Origin of the sequence: Pseudomonas sp. JZ114, from assembly GCF_051027705.1 — a bacterium.
Classification (GTDB): Bacteria; Pseudomonadota; Gammaproteobacteria; order Pseudomonadales; family Pseudomonadaceae; genus Chryseomonas; species Chryseomonas luteola.
Genome location: NZ_CP069256.1, coordinates 77,790 through 102,844, shown reverse-complemented (window position 1 = coordinate 102,844; position 25,055 = coordinate 77,790). Strand labels below are relative to the sequence as shown.

The window sequence follows — 25,055 nt, the reverse complement described above, 5'->3', positions numbered from 1 at the left end:
AGGTAGTTATACTGGCTACATCTGGCCTAGCGGAAATACCATGACTGACGTAGCCCACACCTCCGAGCCAACCCCTCATGCACCAGCGCCCATCAAGGAGATGCTGGATAAGCTGGGGGTGTCCTATCGTGAAGTGAATTCCACGATGGGCCTCTCTTCCAATGCCCAACGCGTACAGGCCGTCCTGCTGGATGACTCGACTGGGGTTCTGATGGTTCTGTTTCCGCAGAACCAGCTGCTCGACCTTAACCGTCTGTCGGAATTAACCGGCCGCACGCTGACCGTCATGAAGCCTGAACGGCTGTCCCAGGCGCTGCACAAGCACGAACTCAAGGTGCTGCCGGGCCTGCCTACGTTGAGTAGTTCGCCCTGCCTGTATGACGAACGCCTGCTCAAGGAGCCCAACCTGCTGTTGGAGTCTGGCGAGGAAGATGTCTTGCTGGAAGTCTCTGTGGATGATTTCCGTCGCTTGCTGGCCGAGGCCAACCCGGGCCGTTTCGGCGAGCCGTTGCTGGACATTCAACCCAATCAGACGCGCCCGGAAGCGGACGATGCGGAAATCACCCGCGCCGTCACGCATTTCACGGCGCGCCGTATCAAGCAGCGCCTCGATGAGACGCTGGAAATTCCGCCGCTGTCCAAGACAGCCGAGAAAATCATCAAGCTGCGCGTCAATCCCGAAGCGACGGTCGATGATCTGGCCGGCGTGGTGGAAACCGACCCGGCGCTAGCCGCTCAGGTTATCAGCTGGGCGTCTTCTCCGTATTACGCGGCACCCGGCAAGATTCGCTCCGTGGAAGATGCAATCGTCCGGGTTCTGGGTTTCGACCTAGTCATCAACCTGGCGTTGGGCCTGACACTCGGCAAGACGATCACGTTGCCCAAGGACAAGCCGCAAAGCGCAACGCCGTACTGGAAGCAGTCCATCTTTACCGCCGCCGTCATCGAAGGGCTGGCACGCGCCATGCCACGCAAGGTTCGTCCTGAGATGGGCATTGCCTACCTGTGCGGACTGTTACATAACTTTGGCTATCTGGTGCTGGCTCATGTATTCCCGCCGCATTTCTCACTGATCTGCCGTCACGTGGAAGCCAACCCGCATCTGGACAGCAGCCTGATTGAGCGCCACCTGATCGGCATCACCCGTGAGCAGATCGGCGCCTGGCTGATGCGTAACTGGGAAATGCCGGAAGAACTGGTAGCCGCGCTTCGCTTCCAGGCCTATCCGGCCTATGACGGGCCCAACGCCATCTATGCCAACCTGACCTTCATGGCCGTGCAACTGCTGCGCGCTGAAGGCATTGGCAGCGGCCCGGCACGTCCCATTCCGCCTGAGCTGTATGAGCGCCTGGGGCTGACTCCTGAAAAGGCGCAGGAATGCCTGAGCCGCATCATGGGTGCCGAAGCGGCCCTGCGCGAACTGGCGTCTCAACTGCCTCAGTAAAAACTGCAGGCTAGACGGCTTTCTTCATGAACAGTCGTCCAGCCTGAGGAACTTCACCCCTCGCTTGCTTGCCGACAGAAATAAGGGTCAGGCTTTTCGCCTGCCCATCGAATGGAGGACAAGCAACATGCCAAGTGCAGAGGGCAAGATCCGTTATGCGGTTGTCGCGGGTGGCTGGATTTCCCAGGGTGCGTTCATGCCGGGTGTCGGCCAGACCAGCAATTCGGTCATGACAGCGTTGGTGACAGGCGATCCGGTCAAGGCCGACGAACTGGCCAAACGGTACAACCTCAAGAGCTATCGCTACGAGGACTTTCCGGCACTGCTGTCCTCCGGTGAGATCGACGCCATTTACCTGGCTACACCCAACTTCCGCCACCGCGAATTTGCCGTACCGGCACTTGAGGCAGGTATCCACGTGCTGCTGGAAAAGCCCATGGCCACCAGCGAGGAAGACTGCAAGGCCATTATCGAGGCGTCCAAGAAGTCGGGTGCCAAGCTCATGATCGCTTACAGGCTGCACTGCGAGCCGGGGACGGTCGAGATGGTCGAGCGCATTCGCAACGGCGACATTGGCGACCCGCGTATCTTCACCTCCACGTTCGCCCAGCCTTTAGACCCTCAGAATCATCGCGCCCTGAATGGTTACTGGGCAGGGCCAGTTCCGGACATGGGGCCATATCCACTCAATGCCGTTCGCAACCTGTTTGGTGACGAGCCGATCGAAGTGCATGCCGTGGGGGTCAATACACCCGGGCGTGACATCACGACCTATGACGCAGTGTCCGTCACCCTGCGCTTCCCTCAGGAGCGCCTGGCGCAGTTTACCGTCAGCTACAGTGCACCCAATACCGAGCGCTTCCAGGTAGTCGGCTCGAAAGGCGAAATCGAGGCGTCGCCCTGTTTCGGTTTTGGTGAAGGTGTAGCTATCACCTATCGTGCGACCATCGAGGGTGAAACGCAGGAACATAAACATCCTGTTGTCGACCAGTTTGGTGGCGAGACCGAGTATTTTTCCGACTGCATCCTGAATGATCGGGCACCTGAAATGGACGGCGATGAAGGCTGGCGGGACATTCGGGTGTTGGCTGCCATCGAGCGGGCGCTGGAAACCGGACAGACCCAGACGCTGGAGCCATTGCCGCCCCGCCAGGGTCCTACTCAGGCGCAGGTGCGTACACTGCCGCTCGCCAAGGTGCCGGACTACATCAATACCACCGAACCTACCACCTGATGCTGTTACAGGCTCGCGAAGCGTCTTGAAACGCTTCGCGGGTCAATCCGGCCTGCTGACGGTGCGAGGCGGGCCTACATCCAGTACCCTGATGCACATTCCGTTGCTCAAGGTTGTCCGTCATGACCAATGCTCGCCGTCTCGTTCTTATTCTTGCCATCTTTCTTGCCGTGATTGCGGTGGCAGCCCTCGGCTACCGTGCCTATCGAACCGATGCGGCGCCAACACCTGCCGAGCTGATGGACGCGGGCATCGTCATGCTGCCTCAAGGCAAGGCACTTCCTGCACTCAACTTTACGAATCAGGACAAGGAAGCGATTACGCTCGACTCGCTGAAAGGGCAGTGGCGATTGATGTTCTTCGGCTATACCTTCTGCCCGGACGTCTGTCCGGCGACCCTGGCGCAACTCAAGCAGCTGTTCACCAAACTGCCTGAAAAGGATCGCAATGCGCTGGGCGTAACGTTTGTAACCGTCGATCCTGCCCGGGATACACCGGAGCGGCTGAAACAATACGTAGAGTTTTTCAACCCAGGCTTCAAAGCCCTGGCAGGTGACATGGCCGACACCCAGACGCTGGCCAATACCGTCGGGATTCCCTTCATTCCGGCCGATACCACCCAGCAGAGCTACACCGTGGACCATGGCGCCAATCTGGTTCTGATCGACCCGAACGGCCGTGCTGTCGGTTATGTACGCCAGCCCATGCAGCTGGATCTGTTGGCCCAGCAATTGCCACGTCTGATGGAAGCCAAGCGCTAATGACTATACGCTTGCTGATCAATCTGGATGTCGACGACCTGGAGCGCGGCATCCAGTTTTATACGCAGGCGCTGGATCTGACGGTGCAGCGTAAGCTCTATGATGGACAAGTCGTTGAGCTAGCCGGGGCAGATGTTCCGATCTATCTGCTACAAAAGCCAGCGGGTAGCGAAACCGCAGGACAGGTGCGCCAGTACGGCCAGCACTGGACACCTGTACATCTCGACGTTGTAGTCGATAATCTTGATGCTGCCCTGGCAAGGGTGTTAGCCGCCGGGGCTACATTGGAGGGTGACGTCCGGCGTTCGGCATTTCGAGACATGGCCGTGCTTCGTGATCCTTTTGGCCATGGCTTCTGCCTGCTGCGCTTTTATGGCGAACCCTATAGCGACGGCTAATAGCCTCACTTGGCGAATAGTTGACCGATGTCCTTGAACGCCTTGAACTCCAGCGCGTTACCGCATGGGTCCAGCAGGAACATGGTGGCCTGTTCACCTACTTGTCCCTTGAAGCGCACGTAGGGCTCGATAACAAACGCTGTTTCACGTGCCTTCAGGCGATCCGCCAACGCTTCCCATTCCTCCCATCTCAATACGACACCAAAGTGCGGCACAGGCACATCATGGCCATCCACCGGATTGGTATGGGCATGTTCCTGCGCAGCGGTAGGCGGGTGCTCGTGAATCACCAACTGATGGCCAAAAAAGTCGAAATCGACCCATTGCTCGCTGCTGCGACCTTCAGGGCAGCCAAAAACGTCACCATAAAAATGCCGGGCGGCCGCCAGGTCGTACACAGGAATAGCCAGGTGGAAAGGGGAGAGCGCCATGAGAAATCTCATCAGATTGGGCAAGACCCTATTGTCAGCCACAAGCGTTTCGATGGAAAAACGAATATTCTTGCTGCCGAGCAGCAACTATTTTGAGGCTGACAGTGCTTCGGGAATTGAAAACCTTTATTGCAGTTGCACGACATGGCACCTTCTCAGCGGCTGGGCAACAGGTTGGCCTGACGCAGTCGGCAGTCAGTGCACAAATGCGCCAGCTGGAACGCGACCTGGGCGTACGGCTCTTTGACCGGACCGGCCGCGCGGCGCTGCTCAATGCTTCCGGCCAGCAAGCGCTTCCGCTGGCGGAGCAGATCCTCTCGCTGTACGAGCAGATGGCGGCCCCCACAGATGTCGCCCACTGGCAGGGTGAACTAAAGATCGGCGCAATCGCCACGGTTCAAACCGGCGTGCTGCCCGAGGCGCTGATGCACTTTCGCCAAGATGCTCCCCAGGTAGACCTCAAGCTGATTCCTGGTGTCTCGCTGCAGCTCCTGGGCCGTGTGGACGCTGGCGAGATCGATCTGGCGCTACTGATCAAACCGCCATTTGCCTTACCCAAGGAGCTGGATGAAATTCCGTTGGCCCAGGAGCCATTCGTGCTCATCACGCCCGCCACGTTGCCAGGCGACGATCCGCTGGCCTTATTGGCAACACAGCCCTTCGTTCGTTATGACCGAGGCTCCTTTGGTGGCCGACAGGTGAGCCGGTTCCTTCAGGAGCACCGGATTACCGTTCGCGAAGCGCTAGAGCTTGATGAGCTGGAAGCTATCGTCAGAATGGTCGAGTGTGGCCTGGGGGTGGCGTTGATTCCTCAGGCTGGTCTGCAGCTGGCTCAGGCGCGCGTGCGCACGCTTTCCCTAGGGCCGCTCACGTTTCACCGCGAGCTGGTCGCCATTTGCCGCCGGGGGCTGCGCAAGCAAGCGGCGCTGTCGTTCTTTCTGGAATGCGTAAAGGCGGCAAAAGGCTGATCAGAGCATACGCTCAAGGCCTACTGCACGCACGATCCAGGCGTTGAATCGGCGCCACAATCCGCCAGGCTCATGGTCCAGCTCATACAGTTTGCCGTCGCGTTCTTCCAGCCAGATCAGCTTGGTTGTTCCGTCGCGGTCGACCCGCTTCACCTGATAGCTGACACCCAAGGCCATACCATCGAGAATCAGCTGACGGACCCGGCCGGCAAGGGCAGGGCTGTCTACCATGATGCCAACCTCGGTATTCCACAGGATAGAACGCGGGTCGAAGTTGAAGGACCCGACAAAGGTATGCTCACGGTCAATCACCATGGCTTTGCTGTGCAGGCTGGAAGCCGACTGACCAAAGCTATAAGGCGAGGCATGCAGGCCCTTTTCCGGGCGGTTGCGCATTTCATAGAGCTTGATGCCCTGCTTGAGCAGTTCGTCGCGGTACGGCGCATATCCGCCATGAACAGCGGGAACGTCCGTTGCCTCCAGCGAGTTGGTCAGCACGCGAATATCTACCCCCTCGTGGGCTTTCTCACCCAAGTATTCCACTCCTGTCTGGGTTGGAACGAAATAGGCAGAGACCAGGAAAAGCTCCTTGTGCATGTCGTCAAGGCTGGGCATCAACTGAGTCGTCAGTAACAGATTTCGGTCCGGCTCGCCCTCTGCCAACACTTTACGTGGCGCGTCCCAGAGCGCCTTGCCATTGGCCCAGGTCAGCTCATGAAGCCAACCCTCCATTTGCGGTGCAGTGTCGTAACGGCGCAATCGGTTGTAGAGCGCCGAATCCTTTACCCGCTCGCTGTCCAGATAGCGCTTGAGCCCTGTGCGCATTCGAGTCAGCGCGTGAGCTGTGGGCGGGCGGCGCAGAAAGCCTGTAATGGGCTGGCTGATCTCGCTGTTCCAGTATTGGTCGAAGCTTACACCGAGCTGATGGGCGACAGGACCCGCTCCAAGCAGGTCGAGGTCCGTGAAATTCATTTCGGGCTTGGCATCGAAATACTCATCCCCCAGGTTGCGACCGCCTACAATGGCTACGCTGTTATCGGCAAGCAGCAGCTTGTTATGCATGCGGCGATGCTGCTGCGACAGGTGCAGGAAGCGCCCCATGTAACGCGTAACGCCGGTACTGCGACCGATATGCAGCGGGTTGAAGACGCGAACTTCGATGTTGGGATGGGCTGCCAGTGCCGCCAGGGCATAGTCATTACCATCGCTGCTGGTGTCGTCAAGCAGGAAGCGAATCCGCACACCACGGTCAGCAGCGGCCAACAGCTCATTGACCAGCATGCGCGTGGTCACCCCATCGTGAACAATGTAGTACTGAATATCCAAACTGCGCTGGGCCATGCGGATCAGCTCGGCGCGAGCGGTAAAGGCGTCGGTGCTGGACTCCAGAAGGCGAAACCCTGATTGTCCGGGATGCTTGACGGCCTGCCGTTGAAGCACACTGTTGAGGTGCGTGCCGGCTGGCGCGAGCATGGATGAGGGAGTTGGTGTCTGGACCTGAGCGCAACCCGTCAACAGGACGAAGGACAGCAGTAATAAACGGGCGTACACAGATTCCCTCCAGGTCGAATGCGTATCCCTTCGACGCTTACGTTGCAGTTAAATTCAGAGGAGCAAGGCAGAAGGCCATGATAAGACCGGCCTGTACCTGTCATTGTTCAGGCCGTTGGCAGGCAGACCATTTGTTGGGAGTAATGTCCCTTTTCAGGCCCTTGCAAAATAAGGTGGCCTTTATGGCTAAGCTCGCGGGCACGCCAGCCTAGAAAGGTATCCGTCGCGAAAAATCCTTCGCTGCGTACCATGACTTCGGCTATCACTCGTGCGAGCGGTTGCCATTCTGGCGTGCAATGCTGGAGGAGGATAGTGTCGACCGTTTCGTAGTCGCTGTACCAAAAACCACCGTCTAACCATCGCCTGATACCGGCCTTGGCTTCGACTGCCTCATGCCAGGCTTTAGCCAGATCCTGTTGCTGCTCGGGCAGGATGAGGACAGGGCTATACAGTTGCTTCAACAACTCAGGTGAGCATTGGCCAACCGCACGGCGAGTCTGTACATCGCTACGATGTGTTCCACATGGAACACTGTATAGCGCAACAGAAGAATCATGCAGAGCGGCAGCGATACGATAGAGCAGAAGCTGCTCAGAGGCACTATCGCCGTGCCAGACAGTAATGGGGCGATTGCCTTGTGCTGCATGCTCAAGCCACGTGGCATCGTCCGCCAGTTGGCGGGAAAAGTCGGGAGCGGGAACATCGTCTGGCCAGACGGCCTCCCAGAATGCCGACCGAACCGGACAGGGCGGCTGATGTACATCCACCAGCGGCCCTACGGCCAGATCGTCACGCATTATCCGTAGCGATGAAGTGGCCTCGGTATCAATCACCTGACGGACACCTTCAGCCGCGACATCACCACAGACAACGTGCCACATCAGTCAAGCTTGTCCTTCTTGAGCTTGGGATTCGGAAAGAACTGAGCCACCTTGACCTGAGCCGTGGCAGGCTTTGACTGCTTGGGCGCATTGACGCGCGTAGGCAATTCCTTGGGAACCGAATTGCCTCGCTCGTCCAGCGTATCCCCATAGCCACAGGAGGCGCACTCGCGATGCGGTACGCCATCCTCATTCCACATCTTCATCGTGTCTACCGATTGGCAGGCGGGGCACACGGCCCCGGCGATGAAGCGTTTTACCGGTCCGCTCATGCAGCCTCCTCGGTAAGACCGGAGTGGCGTAGCAGCGCGTCGATGCTGGGCTCACGGCCGCGGAAGTCCACGAACAGCACCATAGGTTCCAGCGAACCACCACGAGCCAGGACGGCCTCACGGAAGGCGCGGCCGGTTTCAGCATTGAACACACCTTCTTCCTCGAACTTGGAGAAGGCATCGGCTGACAGGACTTCCGCCCACTTGTAGCTGTAGTACCCCGCGGCATAACCGCCAGCAAAGATGTGGGCAAAGCTATTGGCGAAGCGGTTGTAGGCCGGCGGACGCATAACCGAGACTTCATCGCGGATGGATTCCAGCACGTCCAGTACGCTACGGCCATCGCCGTGGGTGGCATGCAGCTCGAAGTCGAAGAGCGAGAACTCCAGCTGACGCACCATCATCAGTCCGGACTGGAAGTTTTTCGCAGCCAGCATTTTGTCCAGGAGTTCCTGGGGCAGTGGCTCGCCGGTCTCGTAATGGCCGGAGATCAATGCCAGACCTTCTGGCTCCCAGCACCAGTTTTCCATGAACTGGCTCGGCAGCTCGACCGCATCCCATGCCACACCGTTGATGCCGGAAACACCTGCATGCTCAATGCGGGTCAACAGATGATGCAGGCCATGACCGAACTCGTGGAACAGGGTGGTCACTTCATCATGGGTCAGCAGGGCAGGCTTGCCACCGCTGGCCGGGGTGAAGTTGCAGACCAGGTAAGCAATCGGGTTGATCAGCTCGCCCTGGGCGTTGCGACGCTTGTCGCGAGCACCGTCCATCCAGGCACCGCCACGCTTGTTGGCACGGGCGTAGAGGTCGAAGAAGAAACGACCTACGTGCTTACCGTTTTCGGTGATTTCGAATAGACGGACGTCCGGGTGCCATTTGTCGAAGCCATCCTTGATCTCGCTGATCTCGATACCGTAAAGCTTTTGCACCACAGCGAAGAGACCGGACAGTACCTTGTCGACCGGGAAGTAGGCGCGTAGCTCTTCCTGGGAAAGTGAATAGCGGGCCTGGCGCAGCTTCTCGGCGAAGTAGCCGGTGTCCCAGCTCTTGAGATCAGTTACGCCCTGCTCAGCAGCAAAGGCCTTAAGCTGATTCAGATCGCGCTGGGCAAAAGGTTTGCTGCGCTGGGCCAGATCACGCAGGAAATTCAGGACCTGCTCGCTGGATTCAGCCATCTTGGTCGCCAGGGATAGCTCGGCATAGTTGGCGTAGCCCAGCAGGCGCGCCAGCTCCTGGCGCAGGTCGAGGATCTCCTCCATCACCGGACCATTGTTGAACTGGCCGGCATTGGGGCCTTGGTCGGAGGCACGGGTGCAGTAAGCCGCATAGACTTCCTCACGCAGGGCACGGTCGTCGGCGTAGGTCATCACGGCGTAGTAGCTGGGAAATTCCAGATTGATCAGCCAGCCGTCGAGCCCTTTGGCCTGGGCAGCAGCGGCCATCTGGGCCTTGGCGGAATCTGGTAGACCTGCCAAAGCAGATTCGTCAGTCACATGCTTGGTCCAGGCCTGGGTAGCATCCAACAATTGGTTGGAAAATTTGCTGGACAGCTCGGACTTGCGCGACTGGATCTCGCCGTAGCGCTTCTGCTGTTCAGGCGGCAGATCGATACCCGATAAGCGGAAATCACGCAGGGCGTTGTCGAGAATCTTCTTCTGAGCAGCGTCGAAGCCCTTGGCCTCTTCGCTTTCAGACAGTTTCCGGTAGGCCTCAAAAAGGTCCTTGTTCTGCCCGATCTCCGTGGAGTAAGCAGAAAGCTTAGGCAGGCAGGCCTCATAGGCCGTACGCAGCTCAGGATTGTTACACACGGCATTCAGATGAGTAACCGGGCTCCATGCCTGGCCCAAGCGGTCGTTCAGCTCGTCGAACGCCACGACCAGCCCCTGCCAGGTCGGGTTTTCCTTTTGGGTCTTCAGCAGCTCGGCAATGGCGGCGCGGTTGTCTGCCAGAATCTGATCAATGGCCGGCTCGACAAATTCAGGCTTGATCGCGGAATAGGGTGGCAGATCGTAGGGCTGTAACAGAGGATTGCTGGCGCTCACGGTGTTCCCCTTAAGGATATATACGGGTAGCTTGAGCCCCACGCCGACCGGGATACGGCTATGCTGCCTCAGAGGACGCATTGGCCGGGTCTGCCCAGTCAACGAAAGGCTCTCAAAGAAGACTATATGGAGCCCATCTTAACCAGACTCAAGGCTCGCCTGATTAGAAAAGGTATCTATCGTGACCATTCGCACTTACCAGAATAAAACGCCCGTCCTGGGCGAACGCGCTTTTGTAGACGCAACCGCCGTGGTCATCGGTGACGTGGAGCTGGGCGCAGACAGCTCCGTCTGGCCGCTGACCGTGATCCGCGGTGACATGCACCGCGTGCGCATTGGTGCGCGTACCAGCATTCAGGACGGCAGCGTGCTACACATCACCCATGCCGGCCCATACAACCCGGACGGCTATCCTCTGATCGTAGGCGATGATGTGACGGTCGGCCACAAGGTCACCCTGCACGGCTGCACCATCGGCAATCAGGTCCTGGTGGGGATGGGCAGCATCGTCATGGACGGGGCCGTAGTGGAGAGTCAGGTGATCATCGGCGCCGGTAGTCTGGTGCCGCCGGGCAAGACACTGGAAAGCGGGTTCTTGTATGTAGGCAGCCCGGTCAAGCAGGCGCGCCCGCTAACGGAAAAGGAGCGTAGCTTCTTTGAGTACAGCGCAGCCAACTACGTGAAGTTGAAGGACCAACACCTTGCCGAGGGCTACGACCAACACGACGCCTGAGCCACGGCGGCAACGGATTTACGGTTGGGAAGAGGAAGAGCGCTTTGCCGGAGCACAGCGCTCCTCCTCCTATCAGCCAAGCCCTCAGGCGTCAGGGCTTGGCTGGTTGCTGGGCAAATAGTTACCGTGTGGCAGGGGCGACCGATCCGTGGCAGCAGTTTCGCTTGGCATGACCAGATAGGTACGTGGGTCGGCAATGGTGATACCCAGCTCGCGGAAGCGCTTGAGGATGCGGCGGTTGGTTTCGCGTTGCACACCCCAGCGGCCCTTGTCGATACACCGCATCTGACCCAGTACTGTCACCATGGAGCCGTCGACCGCGTCCACCCCCCAGACCTCCAGATCATTGATGATCAGATCCTTGAAGGCCGGGTCCTGTCGCATTTCCGCACCGATGGCTTTCAGCTCGTCAAAGACCTGATCGATGTCGGTGTTGTAGCCCACGTTGATACGAATGGACGCATTGCCGATTCCACGGTTGATATTGTTGACCGTCGAGACCGAACTGAACGGCACGATATGCAGCGAACCGTCACCGGCCCGGATACGTACCGTCCGAATCGACAGGTACTCTACCGTACCGGAGACGCCTGCCACGGTGACCCAGTCCCCCACCTGCATGGCGTTTTCCATCAGCAGGAAGATACCGGTAATGAAGTCCTGCACCAGTTTCTGCGAGCCGAAACCGACAGCCACACCGATAATACTGGCACCGGCCAGCAGCGGCGTGGTGTTGATACCGATCTGGCTGAGTGCTGTCAGGCCGACCACCAGTACGATAATGATGAGCAGGAAGCTGCGTAGCATGGGCAAGAGCGTACGCAGGCGCGCAGCCCGGACCAGATCCCCCTCGTTTGTCCACTGCGTCAGACGCCGCTGCACCGAGGCGTTGGCCGACTCCCAGACAACAATCGCCACAAGAGCCGCCACCAGGATCGTCAATACGGCAGAAAGCAGACTGCGCCCGATGGTGCCACTGGCAAACCAGCTCAGCGCGTCAAGGCCCCAGAGCTGAAACAGGACAATGACGGTGCACACGGTGATGGCTGCGGTGATCAACCGGCGGGCGAGCGGGTAGTAACGATCAGCCAAGCGGCTGCGTACAGACGAGGCAGGCGTATTGCTCTCATCTGAAGGCGCGTCGGTCTTAGGTTGAAAAGCACGCCCTACTGCGCCCAGGACGAGGATCGCCAGCAGCCGCGCTGCAATGACCACCGCCCCCGATAGGGCAATAAAGTTGATCAGCTTGGGAAAGCCGTTCTCGACACCCAGCGCCCACACCACCCACAGCCCGATAACGAATGCTGCGGCAAAGAAGGCCCAGACGAGCGCCAGCCAGTTACGCAGGGCGGCCACCGGCCCGGTTGCCTCGGCAGGTGCTTCGATCAACGCACCGACCGGCTTGCGGACCTTGAAGATAAGCACGACCAGACAGAGGTGAACCAGCAGCGAGAACAGTTTGACGATTGCCAGATGGCCCGCCCGGCCTGCGCCCAGCGCCTCGACTGCCTCAGCCAGGGCGATACCGAACGCCGCCAGCACAACGGTGAACCGTATCCAGGTTTCCAGGGTTTGGGCAATATCGGTTCTGACGCGGATGATGCGCATCCCGTGGCCTATCGGCGAGATCAGCAGGCGAACCACGGCCATGCAGACGCGCACTGTAACGTAGGCGCCCACGAAGCCCTGAACAACCGTCATGACGCTCTGTTCATCACCCGACAGTGCCCGCATGATCAGCGCCGCTGCACCAAAGAATAACGCCAGCGGCAACAGGTCGAAGATTAGCGAGCCCAGTGCATAGGGCAGGTGGCGCAGGGTACTCCAATGCTCGCCCGGCATGGCGGTATGCCGGGGTGAAGCAGCTGTATCATGCGTAGCGGCATCAGCAGTCGCCTGCTGTTGGGACTGGGCTGCGGAGTCGGACGCGGTACTGGCAGGGCCACCCTTGGCGGCATTTGTCGCACCGACCGGTACGGCCTCGATCTGCTCGACACCATCACGCGTCGTCTGTACCAGCGCCACTTCTTCGCTGGCCGGGCGAATGCCGCCCACCTCGGCAGCATTAACGGCAGCTGCCTGCTCGGCCTGTTCCCGCTCGGCCCGCGCCCTGGCCTGGGCCTGAGCCAGTCGTTGCCTTTCATCCCGCTCGGCCTGCTCGCGTCGGGCGCGTTCGTCTGCTTCTTCAGCATGCTGGATCAAGGCGCGGCGGGGTCTGCCCAACAGGTAGCGCAACCCCCATTCAAGGGCGAGGCCTACGCCGAAAACAATGGTTAGATCGACCAGCGCCTCGCTCAGGATATGCTTGCCCTGGCCACTGGCGGAATGGGTTCGTAACCACACCGGGAACGCCAGGGCGGCCTGTTTGATCTGGTGAAGCTGATCTTCCAGCCCATCACCCCACCGACTGACCTGACGGAGCGTTCTGGCAATCAGACCGTTCGCTTCGATCGCCACGGCAGCAGGTGCTTCGGCAGGGGCAGCGGTATCGGCAGCAGTATCGTCCGCCAATTGATCATCGGACTTCGCTGCATCGGCGTCCTTGGCTGGAGCCGTGTCGGCAATCGCCTTGAGGGCCCGCACCGCCTCGGCGCGCTGCTGTTCATCCTGCAGTACGCTAACAGCGCGGCGAGCATCGCCTGGAGAAATGGTTTCATCAGCCGTTGCGGATTGATCGGCCGCTAGGGCGTGGCCTAGAGAAAGGATTAAAAGGAACGCAAGGCACACTCGTGAAATCTGTTTAGGCATGGCTCTCGAATCGAATGATGATATGTCTCGTACTCTGATCGTCATAGGACTGCTGATAGTTGCCGTTGGCCTGCTATGGCCCTGGATCGGACGCTTACCGCTGGGTCATCTACCGGGCGATATCGTCGTCAAACGGGAGAACGTCTCGTTCTTTTTCCCTATCACCACCATGATTCTGATCAGTGCGGTGGTATCCATCGTGCTGTGGCTGATCAATCGCTGAGCCCTGGCCGGACTGCCAGGGCTCAGTTCACTTACACCGCGCCCACCCCGGCCGGTGAAGCCGGCTCGGACGGGACGTTGCGATCCTTCACCACGGCGATGACCTTGCGCAGCCGAATCGGAATGGACTTGGCGGCAGGCACTTTGCTGCGCTCCGCGTAATGCCAGAGCGGAATCAGCGGATTGCATTCGGGGTAGTAGCCACCGCAACAGCCCTCAGGGATGTCGTACGGCGTCACCCGGAGTGGGCCGACTTCCCGGTGTACGCCATCATCCACCGCAGTAATGGCCTGGATCATGTCGCCTTCGGCCAGCCCGTGGCGGGCCATATCACGACGGTTCATGAGGATGACCGCCCGCGTCCCATAGACGCCGCGGAAGCGGTCGCTGTAGCCATAAACGGTGGTGTTGAACTGATCGTTACTGCGCAGCGTCATCAGCTGCAGCACGCCCTGCTTTTTGAGATCAGGCTCGATGTCATCATCAGGCGTGAGCTTGTCGGGAGTGATGAAGTTGGCCTTGCCGGTCTCGGTGGCCCACTTGCGCTCGGAGGCACCGAGTGGACGATGGAAACCGCCGGGCTCCAGCATCCGCACGTTGAAGTCATGGAAGATATCGGGATAGCTCTCGGCGATGGCGTCACGGATCAGACTGTAGTCGGCGACCCAGGCATCCCAGTCGAGCCGGGGATTGGGCTCCAGTGTCGCCTTGGCCAGTGCCGCCACGATGGCGGGCTCCGATAACAGATTAGGCGCCGCCGGCTTGGCAACGCCGCGCCAGGCCCGGATGCACCCTGTGCTGTCTTCGGTGGTATGGCGCTGTTCACCGGTGGCCTGCACATCGATTTCCGTACGGCCCAGGCATGGCAGGATGTAGGATTTCTCACCGTGCACCAGATGGTTACGGTTGAGCTTGGTGGAAATCTGCACGGTAAGCCTGAGCCTGCGCCAGGCCGGCTCCATCAGCAGTGTTTCCGGAACGGCCCGTACAAAGTTGCCGCCCAAACCGATAAAGGCCTTTACCTTACCGCTGACAATGCCTTCGCACGCCTCGACGGTGTTCACGCCGTCATCCTGGGGCGCTTGGAAGCCGAACTGCTTCTTGAGGTTTTCCGCCGGGACGTGGCTGGCCTTCTCGGTGATTCCGACGGTACGCTGCCCTTGCACGTTCGAATGACCACGAACGGGCAGGATACCGGCGCCTTCCTTGCCCATGTTGCCGCGCAGCAGCAGCAAATTGACAAGCATCTGGATGTTCATTACGCCCTGGCGGTGCTGGGTAAGCCCCATGCCATATACGCCAATGACGCGCTCGCAGCGGGCATAGACCATTGCCGCCAGCTCCATGGCACTGCGGGTAAGGCCGGAACGACGCTCCAGCTCTTCCCAGGTATAGCTGCGAATCTTCGCTTCGAAAGCCTCCAGGCCATGGGTATGCTGTTCGATAAAGTCTACATCCAACACGCGTGGTTTCCCGGCGGCACGCGCCTGGTCGTCCATCTCGAACAGCTTTTTGCACATCCCGGCCATGGCCGCAATATCACCCCCAATGGCGACCTGATTGTAATGGGTGCTGATGGTGATTTCCTTGCCGGTCGCCATCTCGGTCGGGGACTGCGGGTTAGTAAATTTCTCCAGCCCGCGCTCACGGATCGGGTTAAAGGTAACGATAGGCGCGCCGCGCTGACGCGCCTCTTCAAGCTGGTGAAGCATGCGCGGACTGCTGGTACCGACGTTCTGACCGAAGAAAAACAGGCCGTCGGTTTTTTCCATGTCGTTAAGCGTCACAGTGGCCACCGGCACACCAATGCTTTCCGGCAGGGCGATGGAGGTGCTCTCGTGACACATGTTGGAGCTGTCGGGCAGGTTGTTTGTCCCATACATACGGGCAAACAGCTGGAACATGTAGGAAGTTTCCAGCGCCGCCCGGCCCGAGGTGTAGAACACCACGTCGTTTGGGTCGGCCATGGCCCTCAGCTCATCGCCAATCTCGCGAAAGGCAACGTCCCAGCGAATCGGCTCGTATTTGTCCGTCTCGGCATTCCAGCGCAGCGGGTGAGTAAGTCGACCCTGCTGCTCTAGGTCGTAGTCACGCCAGTTGAGTAATTCCGTCACGGTATGCTGCGCGAAAAAATCAGGTCCGCAGCGGTTGCTGGTGTTTTCCCAGGCGGTGGCCTTGGCCCCGTTTTCGCAGAATTCAAAAGGGCGGGCCGGGTGGGGTTTGGCCCAGGCGCAGCTGACGCAGGCAAAGCCTTCGATCGGCTTGTTTTGCTTGAGTAAAAGAAGACCGGAGCCGACAGGCGACTTCTCACGGATCAGGATATTCGCGACTGAGAAAGCTGAACCCCAGCCACCAGAGGCTGATTTATAAGGCTTGAAACGAGGTTTGTTCACGCGTAGCTCCTTGCAGGCAGATGGCCGCTGACCTTGTCAGCTCACGGTTGGCCACATTCCAAAGCGAAAGGGCCCGGCGCCGGAGCGCCGGGGTACGGATGGATCAGGCCGCCATGCGCTCGCATTCTTCCGCGCAGCTCAGGCAAGCCTTGGCACAGGCCTGGCAGTGGTCCATGTCATGCTTGGCACACTCTTCACCGCAAGCACGGCAGGCCTTGGCGCACAGTGCACAAAACTCCTTGGCCAAAGGGCTCTCGCGCTGCATCAGCACCGCTGCCAGGGCGCACAGGTCGGCGCAGTCCCGGTCAAGCTGGATACAGCGTGCCATCATTTTCACGTCCTCTTCCCGTAGGCACGCCGATGCGCACATTTCGCAGACGAGGGCACAGTTGGAGCAGGCTTTGATGCAGGCGTCGTAAGCAGAAGTCGTCATGATCGTTCTCCGTTTGAAATAAGGGTTAATCGATGGGCTCAAACGGGCACGGCCTTGGGAGGTGGATCAGGCAGGGAGGGGTATACGGAGTGGTAGAAGAACGGCGCGTAAGGGTCCGAAGGAAGGGGGGCACGGGCAAATGTTAGTCGTACCGCAGCAGCCTGTGCCGGAACGCAGCAGCATGCCTTGACCATCAGGGTATTCTGAGAGGCAGGAGAGGGCGACGAGTAGCGAACGTCAATCTGTTCGGCCTGCATGAAGGGGCACGGAGATCCGGGCGCACGGCATGCCTGGGCGTAGCCACTTCCAAGGAAGAAGCCCAGCAACAGCACCAGAAAGGAGGCGCGCATACCCATGCCTGTCGTCACCTGCTTGTACACGATACAGGTATGAACCGCAGGAGCCGCCCAAGGTTTCATCCCTGGGCAGGAAAGCTGGCGCTATACCATCAAGGGTGCGCTGCGGCGCAGGATTGCCTCATGCGCCACGCCCAGAGGCAGCGTGCCATAGACATAACCGTGGCGCTCGCCCAACCGGCTGACCAGAAAGGCATCGCTTACCTCATGGTTGCCCGCATCCAGCAGCAGACGCGCCTGGAGGGCCAGGGCGATGCTCTCCGTGACCTGTCGGGCGCGGTACGGCAGATCATCCTGCTTAGCCAAGGCGGCCTTCAACCGCGCTACATGGGTTTGCAACCGCACATCTCCACGGCCTTCATCCAGATGTTGGAACAGGACGGCTGCCACGTCCGGATCACGTGACAGCGTACGAAGCACATCCAGACACTGCACATTGCCGGAGCCCTCCCAGATGGAATTCACCGGCGCCTCGCGATATAACCGTGGCAGGAGGCTGTCCTCGATATAGCCCGCCCCGCCCAGGCACTCCTGCGCCTCGTTGATAAAGGCGGGAGCCCGCTTGCAGATCCAGTATTTGCCCACCGCTGTGGCCAGCCGCGCGAAGGCCCGTTCGCCCGTATCGTCCGGCTGATCCAGCGCTTGCGCCAGACGCAGCGTAAGTGCCAGGGCGGCCTCGCTTTCCAGGGCCAGGTCAGCCAGAACATTTTGCATGAGCGGCTGCTCAATCAGCCGTTTGCCACTGACCTGCCGATGGGCGCAATGGTGCATGGCTTGCGTAAGCGCCTGCCGCATGAGCGAGCTGGAGCCAATCATGCAGTCGAAGCGGGTCATCCCCACCATGGTCAGAATATTCGCCACACCACGGCCTTCCTCGCCGATCAGCCAGGCCAGCGCACCGCGGTACTCCACCTCGCTGGAGGCATTGGAGCGGTTACCCAGCTTGTCCTTGAGCCGCTGGATGTAGAATTGATTGCGGCTGCCGTCCGGCCGGAAGCGTGGCAGCAGGAAGCACGAGAGCCCTTGGGCGGTCTGTGCCAGCGTCAGGAAGGCATCACACATGGGCGCCGAGCAGAACCACTTGTGGCCAACCAGTTCATAGGCCTCGCCCGGGCCAGGGGAGCCCACAGGGTGAGCCTGAGTGGTGTTGGCGCGCACATCAGTGCCGCCTTGCTTCTCGGTCATGGCCATGCCAAGTGTCACACCGCCCTTGGTCTCCATGGGCGCATGGGACGGATCGTAGACGCGCGCCGTGACCTTGGGAAGCCAGCGCGCAGCCAGCTCCGGCTGGTGCAACAGGGCTGGTACGCTGGCAAAGGTCATCGTCAGCGGGCAGCTCGTACCGGCTTCGGCCTGATTATGCAGGTACATGAGGCCTGCCCGTGCCACATGAGCGCCAGGCTGCGGATCGGTCCATGGCAGGGAAGGGATACCGTGCTCGACGGCGGTACGCATCAACTCGTGGTAGGCAGGGTGAAACTCGACCTGGTCGATACGATGACCGTACCGGTCATGGCTGTGAAATTCGGGGGGATACCGGTTCGTCAGAAAACCGGCCGCCATCAGAGGTCCTCCCGCCAGCGCCCCATAGACGCCGAGACGGTCATCCGCCCAACCACCGCGGTAGCGGTGTATCCACTCCTGAAGTGGCGTATCCAGCCGATAGAGGTTGACTCCTTCCAACGGCGGGACCTGATTTAACACCTCGTGCGTTTCGGCGAACTGACTCCACAACATGGCGACCGCTCCCTGACTAAGGTGGGTTAGTTATAGCGCCATTGTCCGGGGGCGGGGAGTGCTATTTGCCGAGACCGATGAAACGCGGCGGCATCAGCCAGCCACCGCGTGCACCAGAATCACTGTGCTTGGGGCGCCAGTGCTGACATGGTGATAGCCGCCAGCGCGGTGTTCTGCATTAGCATGGCGAACTGCTCCGGGGTCATTTTCTGGCCGTTGAAGTCGACCATCTGGTCGGCATAGTTGAGCGTAGCGACAATGTCATCGCCTTCCACCCGAGCCATCTGCGACGACGCCGCCATGTCGCCTATCGCCTCACCTGCCGCCTTGGCATCCTGGGCAGCGTCGGCAACATCCTGGGACGGGTCATTCTTGAGCGCAAGCAGGTCAGCGATCATCGGCTTGGAAAGGCGAAGCTGCATATCCAGCCGGCTGATCATCTGCTGGTACACCTCGGCGGGCGACAGATGATCATATTCCGCCGGACGCGTCAGATTGACCGCCATGTTGAAGCGGCTCTCGCCGTGGGCGGTCTTGAAGGACAACTCGTCCAGCGTGACCACGGGATTGGCCGCCAGCAACGTACTGCCAAAGGACTGCATACGGGCCCGCTCTTCCGGCAGCATTGCGGGCATCTGCTGGGTTTCCGGATCGATTTGGACACGCTCGGCATACTGCGAATAGGTGGTCGCCATGCCTTGCAAGGCTGCCGCATCGATATCCCTGAAACTCAGGGACATACGGCCACTTCCTACCTCCTTACCGTCAACCGTCATACCACCCAGTGTGTAGTGGATGGTATCGGCGAGCCTCAGGCCGTGCTCCTGCAGATTGTCCTGGGCGGTAATATCGCGCATGACCACCGGTGGAAGGGTGTCCCCCTGGATCTGCATCGACTGGAGGCCCAGGTCCGAGCGGCCCGTATACAGCCCGCTCTGTCCCAGGCTGCGATCGGCGGTAACACGCATGCCTTTCAACGTTGTGCTGACCATCGCTCCGTTTTTGGTCGGCGAGGTCAATACCAGGCTATCCGCCGACAGGTCGAGCTGATAGCGTTTCAGCTCAAGGTCAGTCTTGAACCCAAGCGTTGCCCCAGCGAAGGCTACGTGTCGCTCATCCTCATTAAGCTCGAAGGGCTGCAGTGTCAGCGTGCCATTCACCTGCTGGTCGTAACCAATTACCGCTGTGCCGTACGCGGGTACCGCATTGTTGGCAGCCGTGAACCAAGCCTGCAGGCTGGGGCTGGATTCCAGCGCAAAATGGCTGCTGGCCATGACCGGCGCCAGCTTGAAGGAGGCCAGACGGGACGCAGGGAAAGGGCCGTGCTCCAGGTGGTCGACCATGAGCACTTCAATCGGCGTGTCCAATCCCAAGCCGCTACCCGGCAGGACGATGCGGTAATGGGCGGTGCTCTTGAAGAGCCCCTTGTCCAGACTGACCAGCTCCATATGCGCCGATTGATCAGGTAGCGTCTTGGCCCATTGTGCATTGGTCTGGTCAATGGCCTGGTTGAGCGCACCTTCCAGTTGGGTACTTGTATACCAGGCACCGCCTACAGCGACCGCTCCAACGACCAGGGCAACACCGACAGCAATTCCAGCTGCTTTTTTCATGAGAGAACTCGTATAAGGGGTGAAAATCCATTTTCAGCCGGTCGAGCACCAGCGGCGCGGCCAGTCGAAAGGTCCGGCTTGCGGTTTCAGGCCTGCAAGCCGGCGCGATTATGCCAATCGCCTTGGGTATCGGCTATGTTGATACGTGATCAGACACGGCTCAACGGCAGATAGATACGAAACTGTGCGCCGCCACGCGCCGACTCACCGGCCTCAATGCGACCACCCTGCAGCACCGTGAGCGTCTTGACGATGGCAAGGCCCAGGCCGGTTCCGCCACTGGCCCGATTGCGCGAGGCATCCGCGCGTTGAAAGCGTTTGAACAGATTGGCCTTGATGACATCAGGCAGGCCGGGGCCGGCATCGCTCAGCACGATTACGGCCTGTTCGGCATGGGTACTCAGGCGAAGCTCCAGCCAGCCGCCTTCCCGTGCATAGCGCAGCGCATTTTCGATCAGGTTGTTAAGGATCTGTCGCAGCCGATCCTCGTCGGCCTTGACCGTGAGGTCCGGGGCCTCCACCGCCAGCTCGGCCTCAATCCCATAACTGTCCAGACGGCTGGCATATTTGCCCAGGGTGTCCCGCGCCACTTCAGCCAGATCCACCGTGACCATATGGAGCGACAAACGCCCGGCATCGGCTACCGACAGGGTATGCAGATCATCCACCAGCCGCCCCAGGTGTTCAGCCTGTTCGAGTAGCTTTTGAAATTCCAGCGGCTCAGCCGGAATAACGCCATCGCACAAGGCATGTAACCGAGCCTGCAGGATAGCGATAGGTGTGCGCAGCTCATGGGAGATAGCAGCCGCAGTGGCCTTGCGCTCATGCTCTAAAGATTCCAGGGAATCGGTCATGTGGTTGAAATCGCGTACTAGATCCGCCAGCTCGCCACGCTGGCTCTTGCTGTGCGCCCGCACGCTGAAATCGCCCAGGGCGATCCGGTTGGCCGCCTCGGCAATGGACCCCACCGGCAAGGTCACGAGTCGCGACGTCCAGAGCCCGGCGATCAGACCGAACGGCAGACAGAACACCAGCCCCAGGACAAGCGCCAGCTGCTCGCCGTCCCAGGGATCGCCCCGCCAGTACTGGCTGTAGATCTCAATCATCCGAGGACTGTTGTCCTGATCCTGCGCCTCGAGCTGATCCATCTCCTGCCGGACGTTGACGGGTAGGTTGTTGTAGAAGCGGTCGTACTCGTACTGTGTGTAGATGAAGATGGTGGCCCAGAGCAGGCCGATGGTCACAAAGACCGTGGCAACAATATTCAGCCCGAAGCGGACCCATATGCGGTCTAGGACTCGGGCCATAGTCGATACCCAATGCCGCGTACAGTTTCGATCAGATCATCACAACCGGCATCCTGAAGCTTGCGCCGCAGCTTGCTCAGGTGCGAGTCGATAACCCGGTCCAGCGCGTCGCTTTCCGGCAGGCAGGACTCGATCAGCTCGCTGCGCGAAAAGCAGCGGCGAGGCTGGTTGGCCAGCGTGCTCAACAGACGAAATTCGGTCAGGGTCAGTGGCAGGACCTGAGCTTCGCCGCCTTCGCTGTATGCCCGGGCCATGTAGGCCTGCTGGTCGATTTCCAGACGACCTACGCGCAGCGGGGCAGACGTATGTGTCTGCGTCTGGACAGCGCTGGTGCGGCGCAATACCGCCCGGACACGGGCCACAACCTCGGCCGGGTTATACGGCTTGACCACATAGTCGTCGGCCCCCAGGCGGAGGCTGAGCATTTTGTCGAGATCGTCGGCCAGGGCGCTGACCATGATGACCGGCGTCTCGCTTTCGTTGCGAATGGTCTTGAGGATATCCACACCATCCATGCCGGGCAGGCGGATATCGAGCAGCACGATATCCGGACGCAGGCGACGGAACAGCTGGAGGGCTTCGAGCCCGTCCGCCGTATGCACGGTACGCAAGCCGTCACGTTGCAGATAAGCCACCAGAATATCCGAGATGCTCGGCTCATCCTCCACGAACAGGACGAGAGGACCTGATGGCCGGGGGTCGTTACTCATACATAGCGCCTCTGAGTTCAATCCGAAGCAGTATACGGACCTGCTCACACCTCTACGAGGGTAGCCCGCGGACTACCAAACTAGCGCAAACCAAGCGTATCGACTTGGACTTCATGCCTGCGCGTTCATTCATCCGCACCGGACGTTCGCGTCTCCATCGTTCCTCCACAAAACCTGCAAAGCCACGCAAGTTTGACTTTGCACAATTCCCTCACGCCGTAGCCTCGGGCTACACAAACCTCTTTCGATTGGATACTCGCTGTCCAGGGTTCGCTGTCGTATGGTTCGCTTTCCGGTCAGTTTTTGCTCTACCTGCAGCCTGGCACTTACGGTGCTGGCGGGTTGCTCGCAGATCGATGCACCGGCGCTGCCCCAGACGCTGCCGGGCCAGTGGCAGCAACAGGTTGCCCAGCCTGCATCGGCAGCGCCGACCGTTGATCTGCACGGCTGGTGGAAGTCCTTCAACGACCCCGTACTGGATAAGCTGTTGGCACGTGCGGTATCCGATAACCTGACGCTGGCCCAAGCCTCGAGCCGTCTGAAGCAGGCCCGCGCGCTGACACGCCAGACTGACGCCGATTATCTGCCCCAACTGTCATTGGCAACCCGCAGCAGCGAGGAAGTCTCAGCCACGGATACCTTTTTCCAGATCAGCCTGGACGCGGTCTGGGACCTGGGATTGTTTGGCGCGCGTGAAGGTGCTGAAAAGCAGGCCGAAGCCAGGATAAAGCAGGCCAAAGCCGAGCAGCAGGCCGCCCAGGTCACTGTAGTTTCGGAAGTGGTGCGCCAGTACCTCGAACTGCGCGCCGCCCAGCAACAGATCCAGACGCTTGAAGCCCTGGCGGCGCTGGATCAGAAGGCCCTGGCCCTGCTGGATATCCGTATTCCCAGCCATCTGGCGTCGCCCGATCAGCGCCTGCAACTCCAGGCCCAACAGGCCGAGACCCTGGCACGCCTGGCGCAACCCCGCCAGGTCCAGGCACGAGCCCTGCAATCCCTGGCCGCCCTGCTGGGGCAGACCTCACCAGATGCCTCTTGGAATACGGTACAGCCGCTGCCGCGCATCAAGCAGGTCTCGGTGCAGCAGGTGCCCAGTGACCTCCTGCGCACCCGTCCCGATATCCAAAGGGCAGAAGCCGACGTCCTGCAGGCAGCCGGTGAGCTGGGTCTGGCCCATGCCAATCTCTATCCTCACGTCGCGCTGGGCACTTCCTATCTGTATGCCTACAACATGACAATGCACGAAAAGGTCCGCTCAAACAGCGTTCCCATGGTAGGTCCGATTATCGACCTGCCTATCTTCAATTGGGGCCAGCGCAAAGCCGCAGAGAAAGCCCAGAAGTACGCTATGAAGGCCGCCTTGCAGGGTTACCGCCAGGTCTTGCTCGACAGCGTTGCCCAGACCGAAGCAGCCCTGGCGGCCTTTGGCCAGGAGCAGGAGCGGGTCACGCACCTGCAGCAGGCAGAAGCGGCACTGGACAAACGGGCGCAGCACGGCCTGACCCTGACTCAACTAGGCCTGACCAGCCAATGGGAGCAGCTAGACGCCCAGCGTGACCAGTTGCAGGCCTCGCTTCAACTTACCACGGCCCAGGCTCGTCGAAGCCTGGCATTCGTGGCGCTCTATAAGGCGCTGGGCGGCGCACCGCTTCCTGCCGGAGCCGGGGAGAAGCACACATGATTGCCTTGGCCCGCAAGACGCTGTTCCACGAATGGCGCCGCTTTCTACCCGCCATTCTGGCCATTGGCTTTTCCGGTGTGCTGCTGACGGTCCAGGCTGCACTGGTGCTGGGTATCTTTGGCAGCGCGGCGGTGTACGTCTCGTCCTCATCCGCCGATTTATGGGCGGGCTATCCAGGTACCCAGAGCGTCAACTTTGGTCGGACGATCAGTCCTGACGTAGAAATGCGCCTGCGCATGGACCCGGATGTTACCGATGTAGAACCCTATATCTGGGTGGAAGGCGACTGGCATGGCACCCATGAGAAAAGCGGTGGAGTCTCGGTCTTTGTATCGGGGATCAATCCGGGCCGCCAGGGCATGATGTTTTCCAGCCTGCTCTCCTCAGGACTGCGCCAGCGCCTGGAAGAGCCCAACGCCGTCATTGTCGACCGCTCGGAACTGAATCAGCTGGGCGTCAGCCTGGATCAATCCGCATGGATCAATGGCCATCGCGTTCATGTCGTCGCGGCCATTGCCGGTCTGCGCGGCCTGGGTGGCGTCAACGTGCTGGCCTCACTGGACACGGCCCGCCTGCTGCAGGGGGATGACAATCCTGGCAGCGGACCGACCTATTACGTTGCCAAGGTGCGCAAGCCCAGCCATGTCGAGGCGGCCCAGGCCCGCCTGGTCGCCAACCCATCTTTCGGTCCCTTCGAGGTCTGGACAGCCAAGCAGTTTGCCTGGCGCTCCCAGCTCTACTGGATGTTCGATACCGGCGCGGGGGTAGCCGTGCTGTTCATGGCAGGCATTGTCTGCCTGGTCGGCGGGGTGATCACCAGCCAGTCGCTGATGGCCATGGTAGCCGCCTCTGCTCGCGAATATGCGGTGCTCAACGCCTTGGGCGCCAGCTTCCGATCACTGTGTCAGGTGGTGCTTGAACAGTCCTGCTGGGTTGGCGGGCTCGGCTTGCTTGTTACCGGGCTTACCAGCACGGTCCTGCTAAGCGTCGCCGCCCGCCATGACGTCCCCGTGGCCATGAACACCCCGATCGCGTTGATTTGCGCCGCCCTGGTCCTGGGCCTTGCGCTCGTGTCCGGGCTCATTGCCATGCGCGGCCTGCTGCGCGCTGACCCTGCACTGCTGTTGAGGTAAT

22 protein-coding genes are annotated in these 25,055 nt (G+C 60.1%); 9 read left to right on the top strand and 13 right to left on the bottom strand.

Features of this window, described 5'->3' with window-relative positions:
• The first annotated feature begins 40 nt into the window (after positions 1 to 40).
• From JQR90_RS00505 to JQR90_RS00490, 4 genes are all read left to right on the top strand, one after another.
• The gene (locus tag JQR90_RS00505) at positions 41 to 1,444 is read left to right on the top strand and encodes an aminoacyl-tRNA deacylase and HDOD domain-containing protein (RefSeq protein ID WP_010796438.1); all 1,404 of its coding nucleotides are present in this window, start codon (positions 41 to 43) and stop codon (positions 1,442 to 1,444) included.
• A gap of 127 nt (positions 1,445 to 1,571) precedes the next feature.
• Positions 1,572 to 2,678, top strand: a complete 1,107-nt coding sequence (locus tag JQR90_RS00500) for a Gfo/Idh/MocA family protein (RefSeq protein WP_010796437.1) — start codon at positions 1,572 to 1,574, stop codon at positions 2,676 to 2,678.
• A 122-nt stretch (positions 2,679 to 2,800) separates the two neighbouring features.
• Positions 2,801 to 3,439: an SCO family protein gene (locus JQR90_RS00495; protein WP_010796436.1), complete on the top strand. Its 639-nt coding sequence runs from the start codon at positions 2,801 to 2,803 to the stop codon at positions 3,437 to 3,439.
• Positions 3,439 to 3,837, top strand: coding sequence for a VOC family protein (locus JQR90_RS00490; protein WP_010796435.1), 399 nt, complete (start codon positions 3,439 to 3,441; stop codon positions 3,835 to 3,837). The genes JQR90_RS00495 and JQR90_RS00490 overlap by 1 nt, the downstream gene beginning before the upstream one ends.
• Before the next feature lie 5 nt (positions 3,838 to 3,842).
• Here JQR90_RS00490 and JQR90_RS00485 read toward each other — a convergent pair whose 3' ends face one another.
• Positions 3,843 to 4,268 (bottom strand): VOC family protein, encoded by a 426-nt coding sequence (locus JQR90_RS00485; protein WP_010796434.1) that lies wholly within the window; start codon positions 4,266 to 4,268, stop codon positions 3,843 to 3,845.
• A 104-nt stretch (positions 4,269 to 4,372) separates the two neighbouring features.
• Between JQR90_RS00485 and JQR90_RS00480 the strand changes: the two genes are divergently transcribed.
• A complete protein-coding gene (locus tag JQR90_RS00480; RefSeq protein WP_010796433.1) occupies positions 4,373 to 5,236 on the top strand; it encodes a LysR family transcriptional regulator in 864 nt (287 codons plus the stop codon).
• Here the strand turns inward: JQR90_RS00480 and JQR90_RS00475 are convergent, their stop codons facing one another.
• The 4 genes from JQR90_RS00475 to prlC all read right to left on the bottom strand — a co-directional run bounded on the left by JQR90_RS00475 (position 5,237) and on the right by prlC (position 9,988).
• Entirely contained in the window at positions 5,237 to 6,787 is a 1,551-nt protein-coding gene (locus JQR90_RS00475; protein ID WP_010796432.1) for a phospholipase D-like domain-containing protein, read from the bottom strand.
• Positions 6,788 to 6,894: 107 nt separating this feature from the next.
• Complete coding sequence (locus JQR90_RS00470; RefSeq protein WP_010796431.1) at positions 6,895 to 7,668, bottom strand: DUF1835 domain-containing protein; 774 nt, start codon at positions 7,666 to 7,668, stop codon at positions 6,895 to 6,897.
• Positions 7,668 to 7,940 carry a YheV family putative zinc ribbon protein gene (locus JQR90_RS00465; RefSeq protein ID WP_010796430.1) on the bottom strand — a complete coding sequence of 91 codons (273 nt, stop codon included), beginning with the start codon at positions 7,938 to 7,940 and terminating at the stop codon, positions 7,668 to 7,670. The genes JQR90_RS00470 and JQR90_RS00465 overlap by 1 nt, the downstream gene beginning before the upstream one ends.
• Positions 7,937 to 9,988 (bottom strand): oligopeptidase A, encoded by a 2,052-nt coding sequence (gene prlC, locus JQR90_RS00460; RefSeq protein ID WP_037030631.1) that lies wholly within the window; start codon positions 9,986 to 9,988, stop codon positions 7,937 to 7,939. Before prlC ends, JQR90_RS00465 begins: the two co-directional genes overlap by 4 nt.
• Before the next feature lie 181 nt (positions 9,989 to 10,169).
• On the opposite strand from prlC, the gene JQR90_RS00455 reads away from it, so the two are divergent.
• Positions 10,170 to 10,721 (top strand): gamma carbonic anhydrase family protein, encoded by a 552-nt coding sequence (locus JQR90_RS00455; protein WP_010796428.1) that lies wholly within the window; start codon positions 10,170 to 10,172, stop codon positions 10,719 to 10,721.
• A gap of 84 nt (positions 10,722 to 10,805) precedes the next feature.
• Here the strand turns inward: JQR90_RS00455 and JQR90_RS00450 are convergent, their stop codons facing one another.
• Entirely contained in the window at positions 10,806 to 13,469 is a 2,664-nt protein-coding gene (locus JQR90_RS00450) for a mechanosensitive ion channel family protein (RefSeq protein WP_010796427.1), read from the bottom strand.
• A gap of 22 nt (positions 13,470 to 13,491) precedes the next feature.
• On the opposite strand from JQR90_RS00450, the gene JQR90_RS00445 reads away from it, so the two are divergent.
• Positions 13,492 to 13,692: a DUF2905 domain-containing protein gene (locus JQR90_RS00445; protein WP_010796426.1), complete on the top strand. Its 201-nt coding sequence runs from the start codon at positions 13,492 to 13,494 to the stop codon at positions 13,690 to 13,692.
• A 31-nt stretch (positions 13,693 to 13,723) separates the two neighbouring features.
• Here JQR90_RS00445 and JQR90_RS00440 read toward each other — a convergent pair whose 3' ends face one another.
• The 7 genes from JQR90_RS00440 to JQR90_RS00410 form a co-directional block, all read right to left on the bottom strand.
• Positions 13,724 to 16,084 carry an FdhF/YdeP family oxidoreductase gene (locus JQR90_RS00440; RefSeq protein WP_010796425.1) on the bottom strand — a complete coding sequence of 787 codons (2,361 nt, stop codon included), beginning with the start codon at positions 16,082 to 16,084 and terminating at the stop codon, positions 13,724 to 13,726.
• Positions 16,085 to 16,187: 103 nt separating this feature from the next.
• Entirely contained in the window at positions 16,188 to 16,517 is a 330-nt protein-coding gene (locus JQR90_RS00435; RefSeq protein ID WP_010796424.1) for a four-helix bundle copper-binding protein, read from the bottom strand.
• A 38-nt stretch (positions 16,518 to 16,555) separates the two neighbouring features.
• Positions 16,556 to 16,867, bottom strand: coding sequence for a hypothetical protein (locus JQR90_RS00430; protein ID WP_434140274.1), 312 nt, complete (start codon positions 16,865 to 16,867; stop codon positions 16,556 to 16,558).
• Positions 16,868 to 16,957: 90 nt separating this feature from the next.
• Complete coding sequence (locus JQR90_RS00425; RefSeq protein WP_073450134.1) at positions 16,958 to 18,610, bottom strand: isovaleryl-CoA dehydrogenase; 1,653 nt, start codon at positions 18,608 to 18,610, stop codon at positions 16,958 to 16,960.
• Positions 18,611 to 18,729: 119 nt separating this feature from the next.
• Positions 18,730 to 20,223 (bottom strand): YdgA family protein, encoded by a 1,494-nt coding sequence (locus JQR90_RS00420; RefSeq protein WP_010796421.1) that lies wholly within the window; start codon positions 20,221 to 20,223, stop codon positions 18,730 to 18,732.
• Positions 20,224 to 20,372: 149 nt separating this feature from the next.
• Entirely contained in the window at positions 20,373 to 21,530 is a 1,158-nt protein-coding gene (locus JQR90_RS00415) for a sensor histidine kinase (RefSeq protein WP_010796420.1), read from the bottom strand.
• Positions 21,515 to 22,240 carry a response regulator gene (locus tag JQR90_RS00410; protein WP_010796419.1) on the bottom strand — a complete coding sequence of 242 codons (726 nt, stop codon included), beginning with the start codon at positions 22,238 to 22,240 and terminating at the stop codon, positions 21,515 to 21,517. Before JQR90_RS00410 ends, JQR90_RS00415 begins: the two co-directional genes overlap by 16 nt.
• 280 nt (positions 22,241 to 22,520) lie before the next feature.
• Between JQR90_RS00410 and JQR90_RS00405 the strand changes: the two genes are divergently transcribed.
• Both JQR90_RS00405 and JQR90_RS00400 read left to right on the top strand, forming a co-directional pair.
• Complete coding sequence (locus JQR90_RS00405; RefSeq protein WP_434140273.1) at positions 22,521 to 23,921, top strand: efflux transporter outer membrane subunit; 1,401 nt, start codon at positions 22,521 to 22,523, stop codon at positions 23,919 to 23,921.
• Entirely contained in the window at positions 23,918 to 25,054 is a 1,137-nt protein-coding gene (locus JQR90_RS00400) for an ABC transporter permease (protein ID WP_312271231.1), read from the top strand. Before JQR90_RS00405 ends, JQR90_RS00400 begins: the two co-directional genes overlap by 4 nt.
• Position 25,055 lies beyond the last annotated feature (1 nt).

Coding starts and splice junctions, on each gene's coding strand:
- JQR90_RS00505 (WP_010796438.1), top strand. CDS start 41: ATGACTGACGTAGCCCACACCTCCGAGCCAACCCCTCATGCACCAGCG.
- JQR90_RS00500 (WP_010796437.1), top strand. CDS start 1,572: ATGCCAAGTGCAGAGGGCAAGATCCGTTATGCGGTTGTCGCGGGTGGC.
- JQR90_RS00495 (WP_010796436.1), top strand. CDS start 2,801: ATGACCAATGCTCGCCGTCTCGTTCTTATTCTTGCCATCTTTCTTGCC.
- JQR90_RS00490 (WP_010796435.1), top strand. CDS start 3,439: ATGACTATACGCTTGCTGATCAATCTGGATGTCGACGACCTGGAGCGC.
- JQR90_RS00485 (WP_010796434.1), bottom strand. CDS start 4,268: ATGGCGCTCTCCCCTTTCCACCTGGCTATTCCTGTGTACGACCTGGCG.
- JQR90_RS00470 (WP_010796431.1), bottom strand. CDS start 7,668: ATGTGGCACGTTGTCTGTGGTGATGTCGCGGCTGAAGGTGTCCGTCAG.
- JQR90_RS00465 (WP_010796430.1), bottom strand. CDS start 7,940: ATGAGCGGACCGGTAAAACGCTTCATCGCCGGGGCCGTGTGCCCCGCC.
- JQR90_RS00450 (WP_010796427.1), bottom strand. CDS start 13,469: ATGCCTAAACAGATTTCACGAGTGTGCCTTGCGTTCCTTTTAATCCTT.
- JQR90_RS00445 (WP_010796426.1), top strand. CDS start 13,492: ATGTCTCGTACTCTGATCGTCATAGGACTGCTGATAGTTGCCGTTGGC.
- JQR90_RS00435 (WP_010796424.1), bottom strand. CDS start 16,517: ATGACGACTTCTGCTTACGACGCCTGCATCAAAGCCTGCTCCAACTGT.
- JQR90_RS00430 (WP_434140274.1), bottom strand. CDS start 16,867: ATGCGCGCCTCCTTTCTGGTGCTGTTGCTGGGCTTCTTCCTTGGAAGT.
- JQR90_RS00425 (WP_073450134.1), bottom strand. CDS start 18,610: ATGTTGTGGAGTCAGTTCGCCGAAACGCACGAGGTGTTAAATCAGGTC.
- JQR90_RS00420 (WP_010796421.1), bottom strand. CDS start 20,223: ATGAAAAAAGCAGCTGGAATTGCTGTCGGTGTTGCCCTGGTCGTTGGA.
- JQR90_RS00415 (WP_010796420.1), bottom strand. CDS start 21,530: ATGGCCCGAGTCCTAGACCGCATATGGGTCCGCTTCGGGCTGAATATT.
- JQR90_RS00410 (WP_010796419.1), bottom strand. CDS start 22,240: ATGAGTAACGACCCCCGGCCATCAGGTCCTCTCGTCCTGTTCGTGGAG.
- JQR90_RS00405 (WP_434140273.1), top strand. CDS start 22,521: ATGGTTCGCTTTCCGGTCAGTTTTTGCTCTACCTGCAGCCTGGCACTT.
- JQR90_RS00400 (WP_312271231.1), top strand. CDS start 23,918: ATGATTGCCTTGGCCCGCAAGACGCTGTTCCACGAATGGCGCCGCTTT.